This window comes from Salmonella sp. NW645, assembly GCF_051703725.1.
Lineage (GTDB): Bacteria > Pseudomonadota > Gammaproteobacteria > Enterobacterales > Enterobacteriaceae > Salmonella > Salmonella enterica.
In genome coordinates, this window is the sequence record NZ_JAMMKR010000003.1 from 296,525 (window position 1) to 317,559 (window position 21,035).

Consider the following 21,035-nt stretch of genomic DNA (forward strand, 5'->3'; position numbering starts at 1 on the left):
AAATGATAGATATGTGAAACAAGACATATTTTTGTGAGCAATGATTTTTATAATAGGCTCCGCAGAAACACGAAATATTTAGAAACGCAAATTGCGTTCTTTTCACTCCCGTAAGGGATTTCAAACAGTGGCATACATATGAAAAAAACTTTACTCGCAGTCAGCGCAGCGCTGGCGCTCACCTCATCTTTTACTGCTAACGCAGCAGAAAATGATCAGCCGCAGTATTTGTCCGACTGGTGGCACCAGAGCGTAAACGTGGTAGGCAGCTACCATACCCGTTTCTCGCCGAAATTGAACAACGACGTCTATCTGGAATATGAAGCATTTGCCAAAAAAGACTGGTTTGATTTCTACGGCTATATCGATATTCCCAAAACCTTTGATTGGGGTAACGGCAACGATAAAGGTATCTGGTCCGACGGTTCTCCGCTGTTCATGGAAATCGAACCGCGTTTCTCGATTGATAAGCTGACCGGCGCAGACCTGAGCTTCGGCCCGTTTAAAGAGTGGTATTTCGCCAACAACTACATCTACGATATGGGCGATAACAAAGCCAGCCGCCAGAGCACGTGGTATATGGGTCTGGGGACCGATATCGACACCGGCCTGCCGATGGGCCTGTCGCTGAACGTGTATGCGAAATATCAGTGGCAAAACTACGGCGCGTCCAATGAAAACGAATGGGACGGCTACCGTTTCAAAGTGAAATACTTCGTCCCCATCACCGATCTGTGGGGCGGCAAACTGAGCTATATCGGCTTTACCAACTTTGACTGGGGATCTGATTTAGGCGACGATCCGAACCGTACCAGCAACTCCATCGCTTCCAGCCATATCCTGGCGTTGAACTACGATCACTGGCACTACTCGGTCGTTGCGCGTTACTTCCATAACGGCGGACAGTGGCAGAATGGCGCAAAACTGAACTGGGGCGATGGCGATTTCAGCGCGAAATCTACCGGCTGGGGCGGCTACCTGGTCGTGGGTTACAACTTCTAAACCTGCAAAAAAGGCCAGAGGTCGCCCTCTGGCCCGTTTCGGGCGCATGCTGCCATGCGGCGGCGAGTCGCGCCCACTTCACATTACTTCCGGCGATGCCACCAGCCTAAAAACAGACCTGTCGCAATCCCGACCAGCGTTGGTGCCGCCAGATCGTGCCAGATAGTAATGCTCAACTCTGTGAGCGTCATATTGCCGCCTTTGTTGCAATGGCAACGGTTCGCGGCTATCCTCAACTTGTCTAGGGTCAAGTTAGCCCCCGTAATGTTGCCGGTGAATACCGAACAATGTGCGGGGGTTTTCTCTTTCCAGCGACAAGGCCACCGGGGATCAAGCCCCCGCAACATTGCGCCTCACCGGGTTGCCCCGGCTTACCGCTGATTCTACTCTGCTCGCCAGTATCGGCATGAATTAAAAACAAAAAAATCCCAACCTTGCGATCGGGATTCCAGTGACAATGTATGCGTTACAGGACGTTTGGGGCTGGCGACAAACTCCGGGGCTGAAAAAATGTCAGATTGCATCCGACCTACGAAAACCAATAATTCATTTATATTGCGGATTCCGTTGGGTGGAGCGAAGCGTAACCTAACATTCAACAGCACCAACAACTTTGTCAGCAGCCTGCTTATTTCTTTTTGTTCATCATCGCTTTCAGATCGGCAAACGGGTTATAAGTCGCCTCGCCGACATCTTTTTGCGCATCTTCCCCGGCAATGACCGTCGAACCATACTGATCGGCTTCGGTATATTTGGAATGCTCGTGATCGTGGCAGTAGAGGCACAATAGCTCCCAGTTGCTGCCGTCTTCCGGATTATTGGTGTGGTCATGATCGATATGATGCACCGTCAGCTCACGCAGATTTGAATACACAAACTCACGGGAACAACGTCCGCACACCCACGGAAACAGCTTCAGCGCTTTTTCACGATAGCCGCTTTCCAGGCGCGCGTAGTTTTTTGGGATGATAGCCATGATAGTTCCTCATGCAATCGAGTTTATTCTGGATAATAAAAAGCCGCAGCACCCTGCGATGTTGCGGCTTTTTTCAGTCATGTTAACGCCAGCTTACGGCAGAATGGACGGCTGATCCGCCCCTTCTTTTTCGACTTTCTGCTGCAGCATATGCTCGCGCTTCATACCGAGTTTCAGCGCCAGCGCCGATGCGACATAGATAGAAGATGCCGTACCAATAGAGACACCGATCAGCATCGTCAGCGAGAAGCCTTCCAGTACCGGACCGCCGAAGAGGTACAGCATCAGAATTACCACTAACGTCGTACCGGAGGTAATCAACGTGCGGTGTAGCGTCTGGGTCAGCGACACGTTAAAGATTTCGTAAGGCGTCCCGCGACGGATTTTGCGGAAGTTTTCACGAATACGGTCAGAGACCACGATACTGTCGTTCAGCGAGTAACCGATCACCGACATCAACGATGCCACAATGGTCAGGTCAATCTCGATATGGAAAAGCGACAGTATCCCCAGCGTAATGATCACGTCGTGCGCCAGCGCGATGACCACCCCTGCCGCCAGTCGCCACTCAAAGCGGAAACCGACATAAACGAGGATAGAGATCAACGCCACCAGCAGCGCCATAGCGCCGGTTTGCGCCAGATCGGCACCCACGCTTGGCCCCACGAATTCAATACGCTTCACGGCCGCGTTCTGGTTGGTGGCTTCATTAATGATCGTCACCACTTTGCTACCCAGCACCTGACCACCGGTTTCGCCTTCGGTTGGCGGCATACGCACCATAATGTCGTGACTGCTGCCAAAGTTCTGCAACTGCGGCTCTTCATAGCCCGCTTTTTGCAGCGCTTCGCGCATCACGTCCATTTCAGCCGGTTTTTCCAGCGTGATTTCAATTACCGTACCACCGGTGAAATCCAGCCCCCAGTTAAACCCGCGTACGCCCATAATGACAATGGCCGCGATCAGCAACAGCCCGGAGATGCCGAATGCCCAGAAGTCCCAGCGCATAAAGTCATAGACTTTACGGCCGTGGTTTAGTTGTTCAACAGTGTATTCCTGTGCCACATCGCACTCCTCAGATTGACAGCTTAGTGACGCGCTTGCCGCCATATAGCAGGTTTACGATAGCACGCGTACCGATAATCGCGGTAAACATCGACGTCGCCACACCGATACCGGTCGTAATCGCGAATCCTTTAATTGCCCCGGTACCGACAGCATACAGAATGATGACTTTAATCAGCGTCGTGATGTTCGCATCGAAGATGGAACTGAACGCGCCGGCATAGCCTTCGTTTATCGCCTGCTGTACCGTGCGGCCATTACTCAACTCTTCTTTGATACGTTCGTTAATCAGAACGTTGGCGTCGACCGCCACCGCAAGGGTTAACACAATACCCGCAATCCCCGGCATACTGAGCGTTGCCCCCGGCAACAGCGACATGATACCGACAATCAACACCAGGTTAGCCACTAACGCGCTGGTCGCAATCAGACCAAACTTCTTATAGAAGAAGATCATGAACAGGATGGAGACCACCAGACCGGCCAGACAGGCTTCCAGGCCCTGCTTAATATTTTGCATACCCAAAGTCGGGCCAATGGTGCGCTCTTCAACGATCTGAATCGGCGCAATTAGGGCGCCCGCACGCAGCAACAACGAGAGCTGACGCGCTTCGTTCGGGTTGCTGATACCGGTAATACGGAAGCTGTTACCCAGCCGAGACTGGATGTTGGCAATGTTAATCACCTCTTCCTGTTTCACCAGTACGGCGCGACCGTTAGCGTCTTTCTTACCGCTGTCTTTATACTCCACAAACAGGGTCGCCATCGGTTTGCCGATATTGTCCTTAGTGAAGTTAGACATGATATTGCCGCCTGCGCTATCCAGCGAGATGTTAACCTGCGGTTGGTTATATTCATCCTGGCTGGACGTCGAGTCGGTGATATGGTCGCCGGTGAGGATCACGCGTTTGTACAATACCACCGGCTGACCTTCGCGGGTCTGTTTCACTTCGGAATCACCCGGTACGCGCCCGGCAGCAGCAGCGGCCTGGTCAACGTTGGTATTCACCAGACGGAATTCCAGCGTCGCGGTCGCGCCGAGAATTTCTTTCGCACGAGCGGTATCCTGGATACCCGGCAGCTCAACCACAATACGGTCTGCGCCCTGACGCTGTACGACAGGCTCCGCGACGCCCAGTTGGTTAACACGGTTACGCAGAATATTAATGTTCTGCTGAACGGCGTATTCACGCGCTTCGCTCAGGCGCGCATCGGTCATTACCGCGCGAAGTTGATTGCCGCTCTGGCTGGAAATCACCAGGTCACGATGACGCGGCGTCAGATAGGCGATCGCCTCATCACGCGCTTTGCTGTCACGGAACGTGATGCTCAGCCCATAATTATTTTCTTTACGAACGGTGGTATAAGGAATGCCTTTTTCACGCAGATCGCTGCGCAGGCTATCGATATTTTGTTCCTGGAGTTTACCTAACGCGGTATCCATATCCACTTCCATCAGGAAGTGAACGCCGCCGCGCAGATCAAGACCGAGCTTCATCGGATCGGCGTGAATAGCCGCCAACCAGCGCGGCGTAGCCGGCGCAAGGTTAAGCGCCACGACATATTTATCCCCCAGCACGCTCATCAGCGCTTCACGGGCGCGTAGCTGGGTATCGGTGGTGTCGAAGCGCGCAAGAATAGCGCCCTCTTCCAGTGCCACAGACTTAGCGGGAATTTTTTCTTCTTGTAACGTTTTCTGGACCTGGATCAGCGTTTGCTCACTGGCGGCGACGCCGCGCACGCCAGTGATTTGAACAGCCGGATCCTCACCATACAGGTTGGGAAGTGCGTAAAGCAGGCCGACGATAATCACGACGACCAGCATGATGTACTTCCACAAAGGATAACGGTTTAACACGGCAGTTCCCTTTGGGAAAACGAAATATTACAGCGCCTTCATGGTGCCTTTCGGCAGAACGGCAGCTACGAAGTCACGTTTGATAACCACTTCCGTGGTGTCATTCAGCGCGATGGCAATGTAGCCGGCTTCCGCTACTTTGGTCACTCGACCGACCAGACCGCCATTCGTCAGAACTTCATCACCTTTCGCAATGGAGTCCATCAGCTTTTTGTGCTCTTTGGTGCGCTTCTGCTGCGGGCGCAGGATCATGAAATAGAAAATCAGACCAAACACCACCAGCATTAAAATCAGAGACATCGGGCTGCCCTGCGCCGGAGCACCTGTTGCCGCTACCGCATCAGAAATAAAAAAGCTCATTCAAATTCCCTCATTATTAAAATTAATCAACGTTCAAAGGTGGAACGGGTCGCCCCTGACGTTGGTAAAACTCGGTTACGAAGCTCTCTAATTTACCCTCTTCAATAGCCTTGCGTAAACCCGCCATCAAACGCTGGTAGTAACGCAAGTTATGAATGGTATTGAGACGCGCACCTAATATTTCGTTGCAACGGTCGAGATGATGCAAGTAAGCGCGTGAATAATTGCGACAAGTGTAGCAATCGCACTCGGCGTCAAGCGGGCTGGTGTCGCTTTTATGCTTTGCATTACGAATCTTCACCACGCCGTCGGTCACAAACAGATGACCATTACGGGCATTTCGCGTTGGCATGACACAGTCAAACATATCAATACCGCGACGCACCCCTTCCACCAGATCTTCCGGTTTACCCACGCCCATCAGGTAACGCGGTTTGTCAGCCGGAATCTGCGGGCAAACGTGCTCCAGAATGCGGTGCATATCTGCTTTCGGCTCACCGACAGCCAAACCGCCGACAGCGTAGCCATCAAAGCCAATCTCTACCAGACCTTTCACCGAGATATCGCGTAAATCTTCGTAAACGCTGCCCTGAATGATGCCAAAAAGCGCATTCTTATTGCCAAGGCTATCAAAACGGTCGCGGCTACGCTTCGCCCAACGCAACGACATCTCCATCGAGCGTTTAGCATAGTCCCAGTCTGCCGGATACGGCGTACATTCATCAAAGATCATCACGATATCGGAACCGAGATCGTACTGGATCTCCATCGACTTTTCCGGATCGAGGAAAATCGGATCGCCGTTGATCGGGTTACGGAAGTGCACGCCTTGCTCGGTAATCTTACGAATATCGCCGAGGCTGAAAACCTGGAAGCCGCCGGAATCGGTGAGAATCGGCCCTTTCCACTGCATAAAATCGTGCAGATCGCCATGCAGCTTCATGATTTCCTGACCCGGGCGCAGCCACAGGTGGAAAGTGTTGCCGAGAATAATCTGCGCGCCGGTCGCTTCCACTTCTTCCGGCGTCATGCCTTTCACGGTACCGTAAGTACCCACAGGCATAAAAGCAGGCGTTTCCACTACGCCACGATCAAACACCAGACGACCGCGACGCGCGCGACCATCGGTGGTATCTAACTCAAATTTCATTATCACTCCTGCGTCAGAAAAACAGTCCGACGTTTAACGACTCGCTACGGAATGATTCCATAGCTAATAAATTCCCGAAGGCGTCATCGGCGCAGCCAGTTTGGGGTCGGCCAGCGCACAGCCACCGGAGCGTACACGCAGTACGTGAGGATGGCGAGCACTGCCCGGCGTCAAAATGGCAAGTGAGATAGCCTTCTTACGGACGCTCAAAAATAGCCTGCGGATTGTACGTGATAAACATCGCGTCCCCGTAGCTAAAAAAGCGATATTTTTGTTCTACCGCAGTCTTATAGGCATTCATGGTGTGTTGATAACCGGCAAATGCGGAAACCAGCATAATCAACGTCGATTCCGGCAGATGGAAGTTGGTGATCAGCGCATCAATCACTTTGTATTGATAACCTGGATAAATAAAGATTTGCGTATCGCCGAAGAATGGCTCTATCAAATCGCTTTTTGCCGCCTGCGCCGCGCTTTCCAGCGAGCGTACCGAGGTGGTGCCGACGGCGATAACCCGGTTGCCGCGCGCTTTCGCCGCCAGCACCGCGTCGACCACCTCTTGCGGCACCTCCGCATATTCGGAGTGCATGATATGATCTTCAATGGTATCGACACGCACCGGCTGGAAAGTGCCCGCGCCTACGTGTAGCGTAACAAACGCCATTTCGATACCTTTCTCACGAAGCGCCGCCAGCAGCGGCTCATCAAAGTGCAGCCCGGCCGTCGGCGCAGCGACGGCGCCCGGTTTTTCACTGTAGACCGTCTGGTACAGTTCGCGGTCGGCGTCCTCGTCCGGACGGTCGATATACGGCGGCAACGGCATATGGCCGATGGCGTTAAGAATATCCAGCACCGGACGCGGGTCATTAAACTCAACTTCAAACAGAGCGCCGTGACGCGCGGTCATGGTCGCGTGAATACTTTCGTCGTCGCCCAGCAGCAGTTCCGTACCCGGTTTTGGCGCTTTAGAAGCGCGAATATGCGCCAGGATGCGTTTATCATCGAGCATACGTTCGACCAGCACTTCTATCTTGCCGCCGCTGGCTTTACGGCCAAAGAGCCGCGCCGGGATCACGCGGGTATTATTGAAGACCAGCAAATCGCCAGGGTTGAGCTTATCGAGCAGATCGGTGAAAGTACCGTGCGTCAGCGCGCCCGTCGGCCCCTCTAATGACAGCAAACGGCAGCGACTGCGTTCCGGCTGTGGGTAGTGGGCAATCAGGGATTCGGGTAGTTCAAAGGAAAAATCGGTAACGCGCATGACTCTGACTCAGACTAAAATAAGAGGCGGGTAGTCTAGTGCCGGGGCGTTCCCGCTGCAACCGTTACCCGCTTTTTGGACAGAGAATCAATAATGAATTTTCTTGCTCACCTGCATCTGGCGCACCTTGCCGACAGCTCGCTTTCCGGTAATCTGCTGGCCGATTTTGTCCGCGGTAACCCGGCAACACATTATCCTCCTGACGTCGTAGAGGGTATTTATATGCATCGGCGTATTGACGTCATGACCGACAACCTGCCGGAAGTTCGTGAGGCGCGAGAGTGGTTCCGCCATGAAACGCGGCGCGTGGCGCCCATTACGCTGGACGTCATGTGGGATCATTTTTTATCGCGCCACTGGACGCAAATCTCCCCTGATTTTCCACTTCAGGCGTTTGTCGGCTACGCCCATGCGCAGGTCGCGACGATTCTGCCCGACTCCCCGCCGCGCTTTGTCAACCTGAATGATTATCTTTGGTCAGAAAAATGGTTAGAGCGGTATCGCGATATGGATTTCATTCAAAACGTGCTGAATGGCATGGCGAATCGCCGTCCCCGGCTGGATGCCTTGCGTGATTCCTGGTACGATCTGGACGCGCACTACGACGCGTTAGAAGAGCGCTTCTGGCATTTTTATCCGCGTATGATGGCACAGGCCGCCCGCAAAGCGCTGTGACGGCCTGATAGCGAGGGCGTGCGTCAGATCCGCCGTTGGCAGAAAGATGGTTCGCTGTCATAAAGGGGTCATCATTACGATTTATAATGACCCGATCGATAGGCAAAAGCTGTCTCATTGATTGTCAAGACCGCATTGTTTTGTCGCTTCGCCCTCCCTATACTGCCCGCGTTGCGTTCTAAAACCCTTAATATTGCAGGAGAATTATTATGGTACTGGTTACTCGTCAGGCCCCGGATTTCACCGCTGCGGCGGTACTGGGTAGCGGTGAGATTGTTGATAAATTCAACTTCAAACAGCACACCAATGGTAAAACAACCGTTCTGTTCTTCTGGCCGATGGACTTCACTTTTGTTTGCCCGTCTGAGCTGATCGCCTTCGATAAACGTTATGAAGAATTCCAGAAGCGCGGCGTTGAAGTGGTCGGCGTTTCTTTCGACTCTGAGTTCGTCCACAACGCATGGCGTAACACCCCTGTCGATAAAGGCGGCATTGGCCCGGTGAAATACGCAATGGTTGCTGACGTGAAGCGTGAAATTCAGAAAGCTTACGGTATCGAACATCCGGACGAAGGCGTTGCGCTGCGCGGCTCTTTCCTGATTGACGCTAACGGTATTGTTCGCCACCAGGTCGTAAACGATCTGCCGCTGGGTCGTAACATCGACGAAATGCTGCGTATGGTCGACGCGCTGCAGTTCCACGAAGAGCACGGCGATGTCTGCCCGGCGCAGTGGGAAAAAGGCAAAGAAGGCATGAACGCCTCTCCGGACGGCGTGGCTAAATACCTGGCTGAGAACATTTCCAGCCTGTAAGTCAGTGCATTGATAAAAGGCTCGCGAATGCGAGCCTTTTTTATGCGTGCGGTGTTACGAACCACCTCGCCTCAACGATTCATCCATACCGTCGCGGAAATCGCGGGTAAACTAAGTCTTCCCTTGCGGATGTCACCGCTCCCCGTTTTACATTGCCATCCGGCCACGTTCAGCAACGGCAACGCTTCCAGCACTACTTCACAGGCCTCGCCCCGGTTAATCGCCACCAGCGCCCGCTGCTGCTGATAAACCCGCACGAATACCACTACGTCACCTTCGGCATACAGCGCCTGGCATCCGCCACGACGCAGCGCCAGACTGCGCTGACGCAGTTTCGCCATACGCTGGTACAGCGCCAGCAAGTTGCCGTCCTGCTTGCGTTCATCCCACGGGAACGGTTTGCGGCACATGGGGTCATTTGCACCGTCCACGCCCACTTCATCGCCGTAATAAATACATGGCACGCCGGGCCAGGTAAACAGCCAGACCACCGCCAGCGGCAGGCGCGCCGCGTCTTTACCCAGCAGGGTTTTAAAGCGCGCAGTATCATGGCTGTCGAGTTGATTAAACATACGCAGTTGTTGCTGATGTGACAGCCCGGCGCGGTAGTTATCCATCCACGCGATACAGGTCCGGGCATCGATATGCTGTGGTTCGTAAGCGATATCAGTATTGGCGAGAAATCCCCACAGCGGGAAGGTGAAGCCGCGATAATTCATGGCGGCATCTTCCGCATCGGCCTGTAGCCACTGCCGCGCATCGCCGAAATGTTCCCCCACAATATAGGCTTCAGGCTGCGCCTCTTTTGCCGCCCGGGTAATGCCGGCAACGTGCTGCAAATTATGGCGCGCCCCGCCCGCCTCGCCCAGCATATGTACGACATCCAGCCGCCAGCCGTCCATATTCCACGGAGCCTTTAGCCAGTGACGAACGATACTGTCCTCACCGCGATAGATCTCATCCACCAGCGTTTCTGATTGATAATCGAGTTTCGGCAGGCTCGGATAACCCAGCCAGTCCAGCGCCACGCCTTGTGGTGAAAAGGAGTACCAGTCGCGCCACGGCGAGTCCGGGTGATGGCACGCGCCGCCAGTGCTGCGGTTATGCCTGTCAAACCACGCATGCGAGTCGCCGCTATGATTAAACACGCCATCCAGCACCAGCCTCATGCCCTGCGCCTGGGTTTCACGCCGCAGGCGTAGCAGCGCCCGATCGCCGCCAAATTGCGGATCGACATGGCGATAATCTTCCGTGTCGTACTTATGGACGCTCGGCGCGGTAAATACCGGATTCAGATATAGCGCTGTGACGCCCAGTTTTTTCAGATACGGCAGCTTCTCACAAATGCCATTCAGACAGCCGCCGTAAAAGGTGGAACCGCCCGCCTGGGGGGTGAGCGGTTCATCCCACCCTTTACGCACGATGTCGTGACCGGCAGCATGGTGGAAATACACCCGGTCCTGATCGGCTTCACGCGTCGCGCTGCGGGCAAAACGATCCGGGAAGATCTGATAAAAAATTTGATCGGCGATCCACTGCGGCCCGCTATCCGGCACATCAACGGCAAATTGCTCCAAACGCGCAGGCGGAAAACAGCTAAATCCCTGTGGCGTAAACCAAAGCTGGCGATCATGCCAAAGCAATTTAAAGCTGTAACGGCGACGGGGTTGCCCTAACGCGATATTGAGCGTCGCTCGCCACGCCGTCACGCCCGGCTGCGGCTGGCGGCGCTGTTTGCGCATCGCCAGTGAGATTTCTTCATTATCGAATTCTGAGCGCAACGTCACGCGAGACGGCGGATTTTCTCCGCTCAGCCACAGCGTAATGGTTAATTTGTCGTTATGTTGCTTCACAAATGGGGCAACCGGTAAGTGCCAGGCATTCAACATCTCGTATCCCCTCTACTGAAAATGGGGCCACCTTGCCATAGAGATTTAAAGGATAACTCATCATCCAGGGGTTTATTAGGGGAGGAGACTCCAGGAGGAGAAGCGGCTCCGCTTATCCGGCCTACTGTTGCCTGCAGACCGGATAAGGCAGAGAAAAACGACTACGCCTGCGCCAATTGACGGTCGCGACGGCGTTTAAACATCCAGCCAATCAACAGCAGAACTATCCAGGCGAAGCCCACATACAGTGAGATGCGGGTATCCGGATGGTAGCCGATAAGCGCAATAATGAAGACCAGGAAAATCAGACCCGCTATCGTCGTGACGACACCGCCCGGCACCTTAAATTTCAGCGCTTTTACCTCTTCCGGCGGTAAACGACGACGGAAGGCGATTTGCGACAGCAGGATCATAATCCATACCCATACCGTCGCAAACGTCGCCAGCGAAGCAATCACCAGGAAGACGTTTTCCGGCATGATGTAGTTCAGATAAACCGCAAACAGCAGCGCAATCGTCATCACCAGCACAGTGACCCACGGAATACCACGGCGTGACGTTTTAGCAAAGACTTTCGGCGCGCTCCCCTGCTCCGCCATACCATGCAGCATACGCCCTACGCCAAACACATCGGAGTTGATAGCGGAAAGCGAGGCGGTCAATACCACAAAGTTCAGAATGCTGGCAGCAAAGGTAATCCCCATATGCTGGAACGTCAGCACAAATGGGCTGCCGTTTGTGCCGACCTGATTCCACGGATAGATAGACATAATGACGAACAGCGTGCCGACATAAAATACCAGGATACGCATCGGTACTGAGTTAATGGCGCGCGGAATGGATTTCTCCGGGTCTTTCGCTTCCCCGGCGGTGATACCGATAATCTCAATCCCGCCGTAAGCGAACATCACCATTTGCAGCGACATGATCATTCCCAGCCAGCCATTGCTGAAGAAGCCGCCGTTGCTCCACAGGTTATGAATGCCGGTGGGCTGCCCGCCGTTGCCAATTCCCCACACAATAATGCCGATACCCGCGACAATCATGATAATAATGGTGGCGACTTTGAAGAAGGAGAACCAAAACTCCAGCTCGCCGAACACCTTGACGCTCATCAGGTTGATGGCGCAAATGATCAGCACCACGCTAAGCACCCAAATCCAGTGCGGCACGGCGGGGAACCAGACTCCCATGTAAATGCCGAACGCGGTCACGTCGGCAATGGCGACGATCAGGATCTCAAAACAGTAGGTCCAGCCGGTAATATAGCCCGCAAGCGGGCCGAGGTTTTCCTGCGCATAGCGCGAAAATGAGCTGGCGGCAGGGTTGTGAACGGACATTTCCCCCAATGCGCGCATAATGATATATGCCGCGACCCCGCCAATAATATAGGCCAACAGCACGCTCGGCCCCGCCATTTTGATGGCGTCCGCCGAGCCGTAAAACAGGCCGGTGCCGATTGCCGAACCTAATGCCATAAAGCGAATGTGCCGGGTGCTCAGCCCACGCTTTAGCTTATTATTGCTTTCCATCAATTTCTGACCTATCAACACAATAAAAAACCACGGGGCGTTAAGCCCCGTGGTGTACACATATGTCAGCGATTTTAGTGAGCGCTGGAGGTCACCTGCCGACCCGCCGCGCGATCCCAGATAATCGCCAGGATCACCATCACCACCGTTGGCATCAACCACGCCAGTCCCTGTTCCGCCAGCGGCAAACGCTGACTCCAGGCTGGCAGCATATCGCCAAAGGCAGATGCTTTGATGCCGTCAAGGATACCAAAAAGCAGACTGATAAACATGGCCGGCGCGATGATGCGGGTGGAATTATGCCACCATGAGCGGGTAAAACTTAATACAACCAGTGCGATACACGGCGGATAGATAGCCGTCAGCACCGGAATGGAGATTTGAATCAGATGGCTCAGTCCAAGGTTTGACACCACCATAGAGAAGCCGCCGAGAATAAAGACCAGCGTACGGTAAGACAGCGGAATATACTGCGCGAAAAACTCAGCGCAGGCGCAGGTCAGCCCCACCGCCGTCACCAGACACGCGATAAAGATCAGCGCCGCCAGCAGGAAGCTTCCCGCGCCGCCAAAGGTATGCTGAACGTAGGCATGAAGAATCGCCGCGCCGTTCGCTGACTGATCGACCAGCGTCGCGCTGTCAGAACCTAAGCGGAACAAGGCAAGGTAAAGCAGCGTCAGCCCCACGCCCGCCATCAGGCCGGCCCAGACCGTGTAACGCGTCAACAGGCGCGCTTCGGTCACGCCGCGAGAACGCGCCGCGTTCACAATAACGATACCAAACACCATCGCGCCCAGCGTATCCATCGTCAGATAGCCGTTCACAAATCCGTTAGAAAAGGCCGCATTCTGATAAGCGTCCAGGGCGTTGCTGATTGGGCCGGCAGGCCAAACGATAGCCGCGACGGACAGGATGACCAGCGCAATAATTTTCAACGGCGCCAGGAAATTCCCTACCGTATCCAGCAGTTTACCCGGATAGAGGGAAACCAGAATAACGATAGCGAAATAGACCACGCTGTAAATCAGCAACGGCATTGCAGAATCGCCGGTCAACGGAGCGATACCGACCTCAAACGACACCGTCGCAGTACGCGGCGTCGCAAATAACGGCCCGACGGCCAGATAGCAAACGGTCGCCAGCAGGAGTCCCGCCACTTTACCAATCGGCGTACTGAGGCTGTCTACCCCGCCGCCGACTTTCGCCAGCGCCACAACAGTAAGAACCGGTAGCCCCACGGCGGTAATCAGAAAGCCAATAGCGGCTGTCCAGACGTGTTCACCCGCCTGCAAACCGACCATAGGAGGAAAGATAATATTGCCTGCGCCAACGAACAGCGCAAATGTCATAAAGCCCAGGGCGATGATATCGCGCGATTTTAACTGATGGGTCATAAAGTCTTACTGCCTGTGGATGGTGATGTTGTAAACATTAAAATTTTTGCCTTTCCCGGAGGATTATAAAGCGGCGTTTTTTATCAATTTCAGCGGGAAAAGCTCCCGGACCGATGCGGCGAAGAATTGTTTTTCGATTTACCGCGCAAATGCAGTCGTAATGACAGCACCTGAAGCGCAATTTAAACGCTTATAACGTTTTAAAGCAAGGTGGGATCTAAAAACCAGATGAATATAGCGATATGAAATTTACAACCAGAATAAAACACCATTCTCATGAAAAAGTTATGGCTAATCATGCGAACAAAAAATCACCAAACGTTGAATGTTTCAACGAGCCCGTCTTAACTGCAAAGAAAATAAGCCAGCATCCGCTGGCTTATGGAAAGTTATACTTACGAAAGGCAATTAATCGCTATTTTTGGCAATTAAACGTTCCGGCAGCACAAAGCTAAATCGCGTTCCTTTGCCAGGCGAACTGTCGATTTCAAGGCGGCTTTCATGGTGATTCAACGCATGTTTCACAATCGCCAATCCCAGGCCGCTGCCGCCCGTTTGCCGCGAACGCGCTTTATCGACGCGGTAGAAGCGTTCGGTCAGACGAGGAATATGCTCGGCAGCAATCCCCGGACCGTTATCTTGAATGCAAAATTCAGCGCCATGCGCGGCACGTCGCCAGCTCACCGTAATATGCGTTCCCGCCGGCGTATGGTTTACTGCGTTATACACCAGGTTTGAGATCGCGCTACGTAGCTGCTCTTCATTGCCCAGAACGCTAAGACTATCGTCGACCTCAAACGTAAAGGTATGTTTCTGCTGGCTGAGCGTCTGCGCTTCACGCTCCACGACCCGCAGCATCATCGGTACATCCACTTTTTCATTTAATAACAGCGCCGGGGCCGCCTCAATTTTAGACAGCGTAAGCAGTTGTTTTACCAGCCCTTCCATACGATACGTTTGCTCGCGCATCGTATGCAGCGCTTTCTCTCGCGTCGCCCCCTCCAGCGCCTGTTCCTGCATCATTTCCAGATAGCCTTGCAATACCGTCAAGGGCGTACGCAACTCATGGCTAACGTTGGCGAAAAAGTTACGTCTGGCGCCTTCAAGCTGATGCATTTGCGTCACATCGCGCGCCACCATCAGGAGTTGTTTATCGGTATAAGGCATGACGCGGATCTCCAGATGCCGCCCGGTATTGAGCACCAAATGAAGCGGACGGGTGAAATCACGCGTTTTTAAATACTGGGTAAACTCCGGATAACGCAGTAGATTGAGAATATTCTGCCCGTTGTCATCCGGCCAGCGTAGCCCCAGTATCTGTTGCGCCAAACCGTTACACCAAAAAATGCCGCCCTCTTCTGTGGTCAGTACCACGGCATCAGGCAGCGACTCCGCGCCGCTGCGAAAACGTTTAATCAGGTTCCCCAGCTCGCGACGACGCTTCTTATTTCGCAACTGCATCTGGTGTAAACCGTATAATAGCGGTTCCCAACTTCCCCGTCCCGGCGGCGGCGTCATACTTCTGTCGACCCAAAGCCACCAGGAGAGGCGTAATAAATTCCAGAAATGCCAGACAAGCAGTCCCGTCACCGCCGCCAGTAAAAACCACGGCAGATAACCAAAAAAAGCGCTAAGGATAAGCGCGGGGATGCAACAGAGCACCAGCTCCAGCACCAGCCTTTTCCATGACAGCCGTTCCAGCACGCGTCATACTCCCTCAAGAATGGAAAGCCTTCTCCGCCAGAAACCTGTGTTCTACTGGCGGAAAAGGCATTAAAAGCGGGTCGAAAAACGATACCCTGTCCCGCGTACCGTTTGCACCATCCGGTCGTGGCCGCTGTGCTCCAGCGCCTTACGCAAACGGCGAATATGCACGTCGACCGTCCGGTCTTCAACGTACACATTGGTGCCCCAGACATGATTGAGTAGCTGCTCGCGACTGTAAACCCGTTCCGGGTGCGTCATAAAGAAATGGAGTAATTTAAATTCGGTCGGCCCCATATCCAGCGGGCTGTCGCCGGTCATCACGCGGTGAGAGCCGGGATCAAGGCTCAGTCCCTGCATCTCGATCACCTCTTCGACCGCCATCGGCGAGATGCGCCGCATAACGGCTTTAATGCGCGCCACCAACTCCTTGGGGGAAAACGGCTTGGTAATGTAATCGTCAGCGCCGGTTTCCAGTCCGCGCACGCGATCTTCTTCCTCACCTCTTGCGGTCAGCATAACCACGGGAATATCCCGGGTCATGGCTTCACGTTTGAGATGTTTAATAAACTGTAACCCTGACCCGCCGGGCAACATCCAGTCAAGAAGGATGAGATCCGGCCAGGGTTCATTAAGTTTATTCACCGCACTGTCATAATCTTCGGCTTCTACGGGCTGAAAGCCATTTTGTTCGAGCACGAAGCACACCATTTCACGGATCGGCGCCTCATCTTCTACGACCAGAATACGTCTCGCCATAATTTGCCCTGTTAGTCGTTAGTTATCAATGCCGCGCCATTATGCGTCAGATTTATGACAGATTTATGAAAAAAAAAGGCGGCATTGACAGCATGTTGATGATTTATGACACCGGTGAAACCGTGCATTACCGTGTACCGGCGGTAAATTGCGCCCAAAAATGGAGGGGATGACGTGTATAATCCCGTTCACGCTTTTTTTGCATGGAACAATTATGCGCATCCTCCACACCTCTGACTGGCATCTGGGACAAAATTTCTATAGTAAAAGCCGCGCCGCGGAGCATCAGGCTTTTCTGGACTGGCTGCTGGAGATCGCGCAGGCCCATCAGGTGGATGCCATTATTGTCGCTGGCGATATTTTTGATACCGGTTCGCCGCCAAGCTATGCCCGAGAACTTTATAACCGTTTCGTCGTTAATTTACAGCAAACGGGCTGTCATCTGGTGGTGCTGGCCGGTAATCATGATTCCGTCGCCACACTAAACGAGTCACGCGACATTCTGGCGTTTCTCAATACAACCGTGATCGCCAGCGCGGGCTATGCGCCGCAGCTACTTCATCGTCGCGACGGTTCTCCAGGCGCCGTACTGTGCCCCATTCCCTTTTTGCGCCCGCGCGACATTCTTACCAGTCAGGCGGGATTATCCGGCAGCGAGAAACAGCAGCAACTTCTTCATGCGATTGCCGATTATTATCAACAGCAATATCGGGAAGCGTGCCAGCTACGCGGCGAACGAAAGCTGCCGGTTATCGCGACGGGGCATTTAACCACCGTCGGCGCCAGCAAAAGCGATGCGGTTCGCGACATTTATATCGGTACGCTGGATGCCTTTCCGGCGCAGCATTTCCCCCCAGCGGATTATATCGCATTGGGACACATTCACCGCGCGCAATGTGTCGGCGGCACAGAGCATATCCGCTATTGCGGCTCACCCATCGCCCTCAGCTTTGATGAGTGCGGCAAAAGCAAATGCGTGCATCTGGTGACCTTCGAGCAGGGGAAATGGCAAAGTACCGAAAGTCTGGCTGTCCCCGTGACTCAACCGCTGGCGGTTTTAAAAGGCGACCTGGCGTCAATTACCGAACAGCTTGAGCAGTGGCGCGGCGTGGAGCAATCACCCCCCGTCTGGCTGGATATTGAAATCACCACCGATGATTATCTGCACGATATCCAACGCAGAATACAGACGCTAACGGAGTCGCTACCCGTAGAGGTATTACTGGTGCGCCGTAGCCGCGAACAGCGCGAGCGCTCGCTGGCGAACGAGCGGCGGGAAACATTAAGCGAGCTTAGCGTGGAGGAGGTTTTTGCGCGGCGTCTGGCGCTGGAAGCGTTAGATCCCCCGCAGCGCGAGCGCCTGAATCAGCTCTTTTCCAGCACGCTCTACGCGTTGAATGAGGAGCATGAGGCATGAAAATTCTCAGTTTGCGTCTGAAAAACCTGAACTCGCTGAAAGGTGAATGGAAGGTCGACTTTACCGCCGAACCGTTTGCCAGTAACGGGTTATTCGCCATTACCGGCCCGACCGGCGCGGGAAAAACCACCTTGCTTGACGCCATCTGCCTGGCGCTATACCACGAAACGCCGCGCCTGAATACGGTATCGCAGTCGCAAAACGATTTGATGACGCGCGATACGGCGGAATGTCTGGCCGAAGTGGAGTTTGAGGTAAAAGGCGAGGCCTGGCGCGCGTTCTGGAGCCAGAACCGAGCCCGAAATCAGCCTGACGGCAATCTCCAGGCCCCACGCGTGGAGCTGGCGCGGTGTTCAGACGGAAAGATCTTTGCCGATAAGGTAAAGGATAAACTGGAGATGATCGCCACGTTGACCGGGCTGGACTACGGGCGCTTCACCCGTTCGATGTTGTTATCACAGGGGCAGTTCGCCGCCTTTCTTAACGCCAAAGCGAAAGAGCGCGCAGAGCTTCTGGAGGAGCTCACCGGCACTGAGATTTACGGGCAGATCTCCGCACAGGTATTTGAAAAACATAAATCAGCCCGTCTCGAACTGGAAAAGTTACAAGCGCAGGCCAGCGGCGTCGCCCTATTGGCGGACGAACAGTTACAGCAACTGGAAGCCAGTTTGCAGGCGCTTACTGACGAAGAGAAACGCCTGCTGGCCGACCAGCAGGGACAGCAGCAGCACCTTCACTGGCTGACCCGAAAAAACGAACTCCACACTGAATTACACGCCCGGCAGCAGGCGCTGTACGCGGCGCAAGAGGCGCGAGAAAAAGCGCAGCCGCAGCTCGCGGCGCTGACGCTGGCGCAACCTGCTCGCCAGTTGCGCCCGCATTGGGAGCGCATTCAGGAACAAACCCGCGCCGTTGAGCGTGTTCGCCAACACAGTGATGAAGTGAATGCTCGCTTACAAAGTGCGTATCGCCTGCGCCAGCGTATCCGCGCCTGCGCGCATCGACAATTCACCCAACTGAACGCCACAGGGCAGCGGTTGAAGACATGGCTGGCGGAACACGACGGCATCCGCGTCTGGCGCAGCGAACTGGCGGGTTGGCGAGCATTGTTAACACAACAATCCCACGACCGGGCGCAACTGAGCCAATGGCAACAGCAGTTGCTGAGCGATACGCGTCAGCGTGATGCGCTACCGCCGCTCACGCTCGACCTCACGCCACAGGCGCTGGCGGAAGCCAGAGCATTGCATACCCGACAGCGTCCGCTACGCCATCGTCTCGCCGCGCTTCAGGGGCAAATTGTCCCGAAACAAAAGCGTCAGGCGCAGCTACAGGCAGCTATCGCGCGTCATCATCAGGAGCAGGCGCAATACACCCAACGTCTGGCGGATAAGCGCCTGAGTTATAAGACTAAAGCGCAGGAGCTTGCGGACGTTCGCACTATTTGCGAGCAGGAGGCGCGCATCAAAGATCTGGAAAGCCAGCGGGCGCACTTACAGTCCGGCCAGCCGTGTCCGCTTTGCGGCTCGACGACGCACCCCGCCATCGCCGCCTATCAGGCGCTGGAGCTGAGCGCGAATCAAACCCGCCGCGACGCGCTGGAAAAAGAGGTCAAAACGCTGGCGGAAGAAGGCGCGGCGCTGCGAGGACAGTTAGATGCCTTAACGCAACAATTACAGCGGGATGAAAGCGAGGCGCAGTCGTTGTTGCAGGAGGAGCAAGCGCTTACTGAAGAATGGCAAACGCTGTGCGCTACGCTGGGCGTTCAGCTCCAGCCGCAAGAAAACCTCGCTGGCTGGCTGACTGCCGCGGAAGAGCATGAGCAACAGTTGGATCAGCTCAGCCAGCGTCATGCTCTACAAACGCAAATCGCGGCGCATACTGAACAGGTAGCGCGCTTTACCGCGCAGATTGCGCAGCGTCAGGCCTCGCTGACGGCTGATTTGGCGCAGTATACGCTTTCCCTTCCTGCGCCAGAAGACGAGGCTTCGTGGCTGAATGAGCGCGCCGACGAAGCGAAAATATGGCAACAGCGTCAGACAGAGTTCGCGGATTTGCAAATGCAGATCGACAGGCTTGCCCCGTTGCTGGAGACGCTACCGCAAACGGATACCGCGGATTCCGACGACGACGTGCCGCTGGATAACTGGCGGCAGGCGCATGATGAGTGCGTGTCATTACAAAGCCAGTTGCAAACCCTGCAGGAACAGACGACGCAGGACCAGCAGCGCGCCGCCGAGGCGATAGCGCACTTTGATGCGGCGTTAAAAAATAGCCCTTTTGACAGCCAGGCAACGTTCCTGGCGGCGTTGCTGGATGAAGAGACCGTGACCCGTCTGGAAAAACAACAACAAACGCTGGAAAGTCAGCTACAACAAGCGAAGGCGTTAAGCGCGCAGTCCGCGCAGGCGCTGGCTGACCATCAGCAACAGCCGCCCGCCGGTCTGGACCCAACGTGTACGGCGGAGCAGCTCGCGCAGCGGCTGGCGCAGTTGGCGCAACAACTGCGTGAAAACACGACACGCCAGGGGGAAATCCGCCAGCAAATTAAACAGGATGCAGATAATCGGCAGCGCCAACGGGCGCTGATGGCGGAAATGAAACAAGCCTCTCAGCAAGTGGAAGACTGGGGCTATCTCAATGAGCTGATCGGCTCTAAAGAAGGTGATAAGTTCCGCAAATTCGCCCAGGGATTGACGCTGGATAATCTGGTCTGGCTGGCGAATCATCAGCTCACCCGCCTGCATGGCCGCTATTTATTGCAGCGCAAAGCCAGCGACGCGCTGGAACTGGAGGTTGTCGATACCTGGCAGGCCGACGCCGTGCGCGATACGCGAACGTTATCAGGCGGCGAAAGCTTCCTGGTCAGCCTGGCGCTGGCGCTGGCGTTATCAGATTTGGTCAGCCATAAAACGCGCATTGATTCTTTGTTCCTCGACGAAGGCTTCGGCACGCTTGATAGCGAAACGCTGGACGCCGCGCTGGATGCGCTCGACGCGCTGAATGCCAGCGGGAAGACCATCGGTGTGATTAGCCACGTGGAAGCCATGAAAGAACGTATCCCCGTGCAGATAAAAGTGAAAAAAATCAATGGGCTTGGTTATAGCAAACTGGACAAAGCGTTTGCCGTGGAGTAACACGAGTGTCATCCTGCGCACAGCATACCGTCATGACATAGCAT

General features: G+C 54.4%; 17 protein-coding genes. 5 read left to right on the forward strand and 12 right to left on the reverse strand.

What is annotated here, in order from left to right; translation table 11 throughout:
* Positions 1-138 precede the first annotated feature (138 nt).
* Positions 139-1,002: a nucleoside-specific channel-forming protein Tsx gene (locus NA389_RS08630; RefSeq protein WP_000752021.1), complete on the forward strand. Its 864-nt coding sequence runs from the start codon at positions 139-141 to the stop codon at positions 1,000-1,002.
* An 83-nt stretch (positions 1,003-1,085) separates the two neighbouring features.
* Here the strand turns inward: NA389_RS08630 and NA389_RS08635 are convergent, their stop codons facing one another.
* From NA389_RS08635 to queA, 7 genes are all read right to left on the reverse strand, one after another.
* A complete protein-coding gene (locus tag NA389_RS08635; protein ID WP_000176312.1) occupies positions 1,086-1,193 on the reverse strand; it encodes a type I toxin-antitoxin system toxin Ldr family protein in 108 nt (35 codons plus the stop codon).
* Positions 1,194-1,630: 437 nt separating this feature from the next.
* Entirely contained in the window at positions 1,631-1,978 is a 348-nt protein-coding gene (gene yajD / locus NA389_RS08640) for an HNH nuclease YajD (RefSeq protein ID WP_000974818.1), read from the reverse strand.
* A 93-nt stretch (positions 1,979-2,071) separates the two neighbouring features.
* The gene (gene secF, locus NA389_RS08645) at positions 2,072-3,043 is read right to left on the reverse strand and encodes a protein translocase subunit SecF (protein WP_000046629.1); all 972 of its coding nucleotides are present in this window, start codon (positions 3,041-3,043) and stop codon (positions 2,072-2,074) included.
* A 10-nt stretch (positions 3,044-3,053) separates the two neighbouring features.
* A complete protein-coding gene (gene secD / locus NA389_RS08650) occupies positions 3,054-4,901 on the reverse strand; it encodes a protein translocase subunit SecD (RefSeq protein WP_000934811.1) in 1,848 nt (615 codons plus the stop codon).
* Positions 4,902-4,928: 27 nt separating this feature from the next.
* The gene (gene yajC, locus NA389_RS08655; protein ID WP_000007628.1) at positions 4,929-5,261 is read right to left on the reverse strand and encodes a preprotein translocase subunit YajC; all 333 of its coding nucleotides are present in this window, start codon (positions 5,259-5,261) and stop codon (positions 4,929-4,931) included.
* 22 nt (positions 5,262-5,283) lie between these two features.
* Positions 5,284-6,411 (reverse strand): tRNA guanosine(34) transglycosylase Tgt, encoded by a 1,128-nt coding sequence (gene tgt, locus NA389_RS08660; protein ID WP_000667305.1) that lies wholly within the window; start codon positions 6,409-6,411, stop codon positions 5,284-5,286.
* A gap of 196 nt (positions 6,412-6,607) precedes the next feature.
* The gene (queA, locus tag NA389_RS08665; protein ID WP_001266524.1) at positions 6,608-7,672 is read right to left on the reverse strand and encodes a tRNA preQ1(34) S-adenosylmethionine ribosyltransferase-isomerase QueA; all 1,065 of its coding nucleotides are present in this window, start codon (positions 7,670-7,672) and stop codon (positions 6,608-6,610) included.
* Positions 7,673-7,765: 93 nt separating this feature from the next.
* Between queA and acpH the strand changes: the two genes are divergently transcribed.
* Both acpH and NA389_RS08675 read left to right on the forward strand, forming a co-directional pair.
* Positions 7,766-8,347, forward strand: coding sequence for an ACP phosphodiesterase (gene acpH, locus NA389_RS08670; RefSeq protein ID WP_001009858.1), 582 nt, complete (start codon positions 7,766-7,768; stop codon positions 8,345-8,347).
* Between the two features lie 209 nt (positions 8,348-8,556).
* Positions 8,557-9,159 carry a peroxiredoxin gene (locus NA389_RS08675; protein WP_000244731.1) on the forward strand — a complete coding sequence of 201 codons (603 nt, stop codon included), beginning with the start codon at positions 8,557-8,559 and terminating at the stop codon, positions 9,157-9,159.
* A 71-nt stretch (positions 9,160-9,230) separates the two neighbouring features.
* On the opposite strand, the gene malZ is transcribed toward NA389_RS08675, so the two are convergent.
* The 5 genes from malZ to phoB form a co-directional block, all read right to left on the reverse strand.
* Entirely contained in the window at positions 9,231-11,048 is a 1,818-nt protein-coding gene (gene malZ, locus NA389_RS08680) for a maltodextrin glucosidase (RefSeq protein WP_079917106.1), read from the reverse strand.
* A gap of 161 nt (positions 11,049-11,209) precedes the next feature.
* A complete protein-coding gene (gene proY / locus NA389_RS08685) occupies positions 11,210-12,580 on the reverse strand; it encodes a proline-specific permease ProY (protein WP_001537837.1) in 1,371 nt (456 codons plus the stop codon).
* A 74-nt stretch (positions 12,581-12,654) separates the two neighbouring features.
* The gene (gene brnQ, locus NA389_RS08690) at positions 12,655-13,974 is read right to left on the reverse strand and encodes a branched-chain amino acid transporter carrier protein BrnQ (RefSeq protein WP_000149625.1); all 1,320 of its coding nucleotides are present in this window, start codon (positions 13,972-13,974) and stop codon (positions 12,655-12,657) included.
* 408 nt (positions 13,975-14,382) lie between these two features.
* The gene (gene phoR / locus NA389_RS08695; RefSeq protein ID WP_000893642.1) at positions 14,383-15,678 is read right to left on the reverse strand and encodes a phosphate regulon sensor histidine kinase PhoR; all 1,296 of its coding nucleotides are present in this window, start codon (positions 15,676-15,678) and stop codon (positions 14,383-14,385) included.
* Positions 15,679-15,747: 69 nt separating this feature from the next.
* Positions 15,748-16,437, reverse strand: coding sequence for a phosphate response regulator transcription factor PhoB (gene phoB, locus NA389_RS08700; protein ID WP_000113921.1), 690 nt, complete (start codon positions 16,435-16,437; stop codon positions 15,748-15,750).
* A gap of 214 nt (positions 16,438-16,651) precedes the next feature.
* Here phoB and sbcD point away from each other — a divergent pair, with 214 nt between their 5' ends.
* Positions 16,652-17,854, forward strand: a complete 1,203-nt coding sequence (sbcD, locus tag NA389_RS08705) for an exonuclease subunit SbcD (RefSeq protein WP_001221242.1) — start codon at positions 16,652-16,654, stop codon at positions 17,852-17,854.
* Positions 17,851-20,991 carry an exonuclease subunit SbcC gene (sbcC, locus tag NA389_RS08710; RefSeq protein ID WP_001667152.1) on the forward strand — a complete coding sequence of 1,047 codons (3,141 nt, stop codon included), beginning with the start codon at positions 17,851-17,853 and terminating at the stop codon, positions 20,989-20,991. Before sbcD ends, sbcC begins: the two co-directional genes overlap by 4 nt.
* Positions 20,992-21,035: the final 44 nt, after the last annotated feature.

What these genes read in the sequence shown, in the direction of transcription:
- malZ (WP_079917106.1), bottom strand. Translation starts at nt 11,048, where the DNA reads ATGTTGAATGCCTGGCACTTACCGGTTGCCCCATTTGTGAAGCAACAT.
- NA389_RS08630 (WP_000752021.1), top strand. Translation starts at nt 139, where the DNA reads ATGAAAAAAACTTTACTCGCAGTCAGCGCAGCGCTGGCGCTCACCTCA.
- sbcC (WP_001667152.1), top strand. Translation starts at nt 17,851, where the DNA reads ATGAAAATTCTCAGTTTGCGTCTGAAAAACCTGAACTCGCTGAAAGGT.
- yajC (WP_000007628.1), bottom strand. Translation starts at nt 5,261, where the DNA reads ATGAGCTTTTTTATTTCTGATGCGGTAGCGGCAACAGGTGCTCCGGCG.
- NA389_RS08675 (WP_000244731.1), top strand. Translation starts at nt 8,557, where the DNA reads ATGGTACTGGTTACTCGTCAGGCCCCGGATTTCACCGCTGCGGCGGTA.
- acpH (WP_001009858.1), top strand. Translation starts at nt 7,766, where the DNA reads ATGAATTTTCTTGCTCACCTGCATCTGGCGCACCTTGCCGACAGCTCG.
- sbcD (WP_001221242.1), top strand. Translation starts at nt 16,652, where the DNA reads ATGCGCATCCTCCACACCTCTGACTGGCATCTGGGACAAAATTTCTAT.
- proY (WP_001537837.1), bottom strand. Translation starts at nt 12,580, where the DNA reads ATGGAAAGCAATAATAAGCTAAAGCGTGGGCTGAGCACCCGGCACATT.
- queA (WP_001266524.1), bottom strand. Translation starts at nt 7,672, where the DNA reads ATGCGCGTTACCGATTTTTCCTTTGAACTACCCGAATCCCTGATTGCC.
- phoB (WP_000113921.1), bottom strand. Translation starts at nt 16,437, where the DNA reads ATGGCGAGACGTATTCTGGTCGTAGAAGATGAGGCGCCGATCCGTGAA.
- brnQ (WP_000149625.1), bottom strand. Translation starts at nt 13,974, where the DNA reads ATGACCCATCAGTTAAAATCGCGCGATATCATCGCCCTGGGCTTTATG.
- NA389_RS08635 (WP_000176312.1), bottom strand. Translation starts at nt 1,193, where the DNA reads ATGACGCTCACAGAGTTGAGCATTACTATCTGGCACGATCTGGCGGCA.
- tgt (WP_000667305.1), bottom strand. Translation starts at nt 6,411, where the DNA reads ATGAAATTTGAGTTAGATACCACCGATGGTCGCGCGCGTCGCGGTCGT.
- yajD (WP_000974818.1), bottom strand. Translation starts at nt 1,978, where the DNA reads ATGGCTATCATCCCAAAAAACTACGCGCGCCTGGAAAGCGGCTATCGT.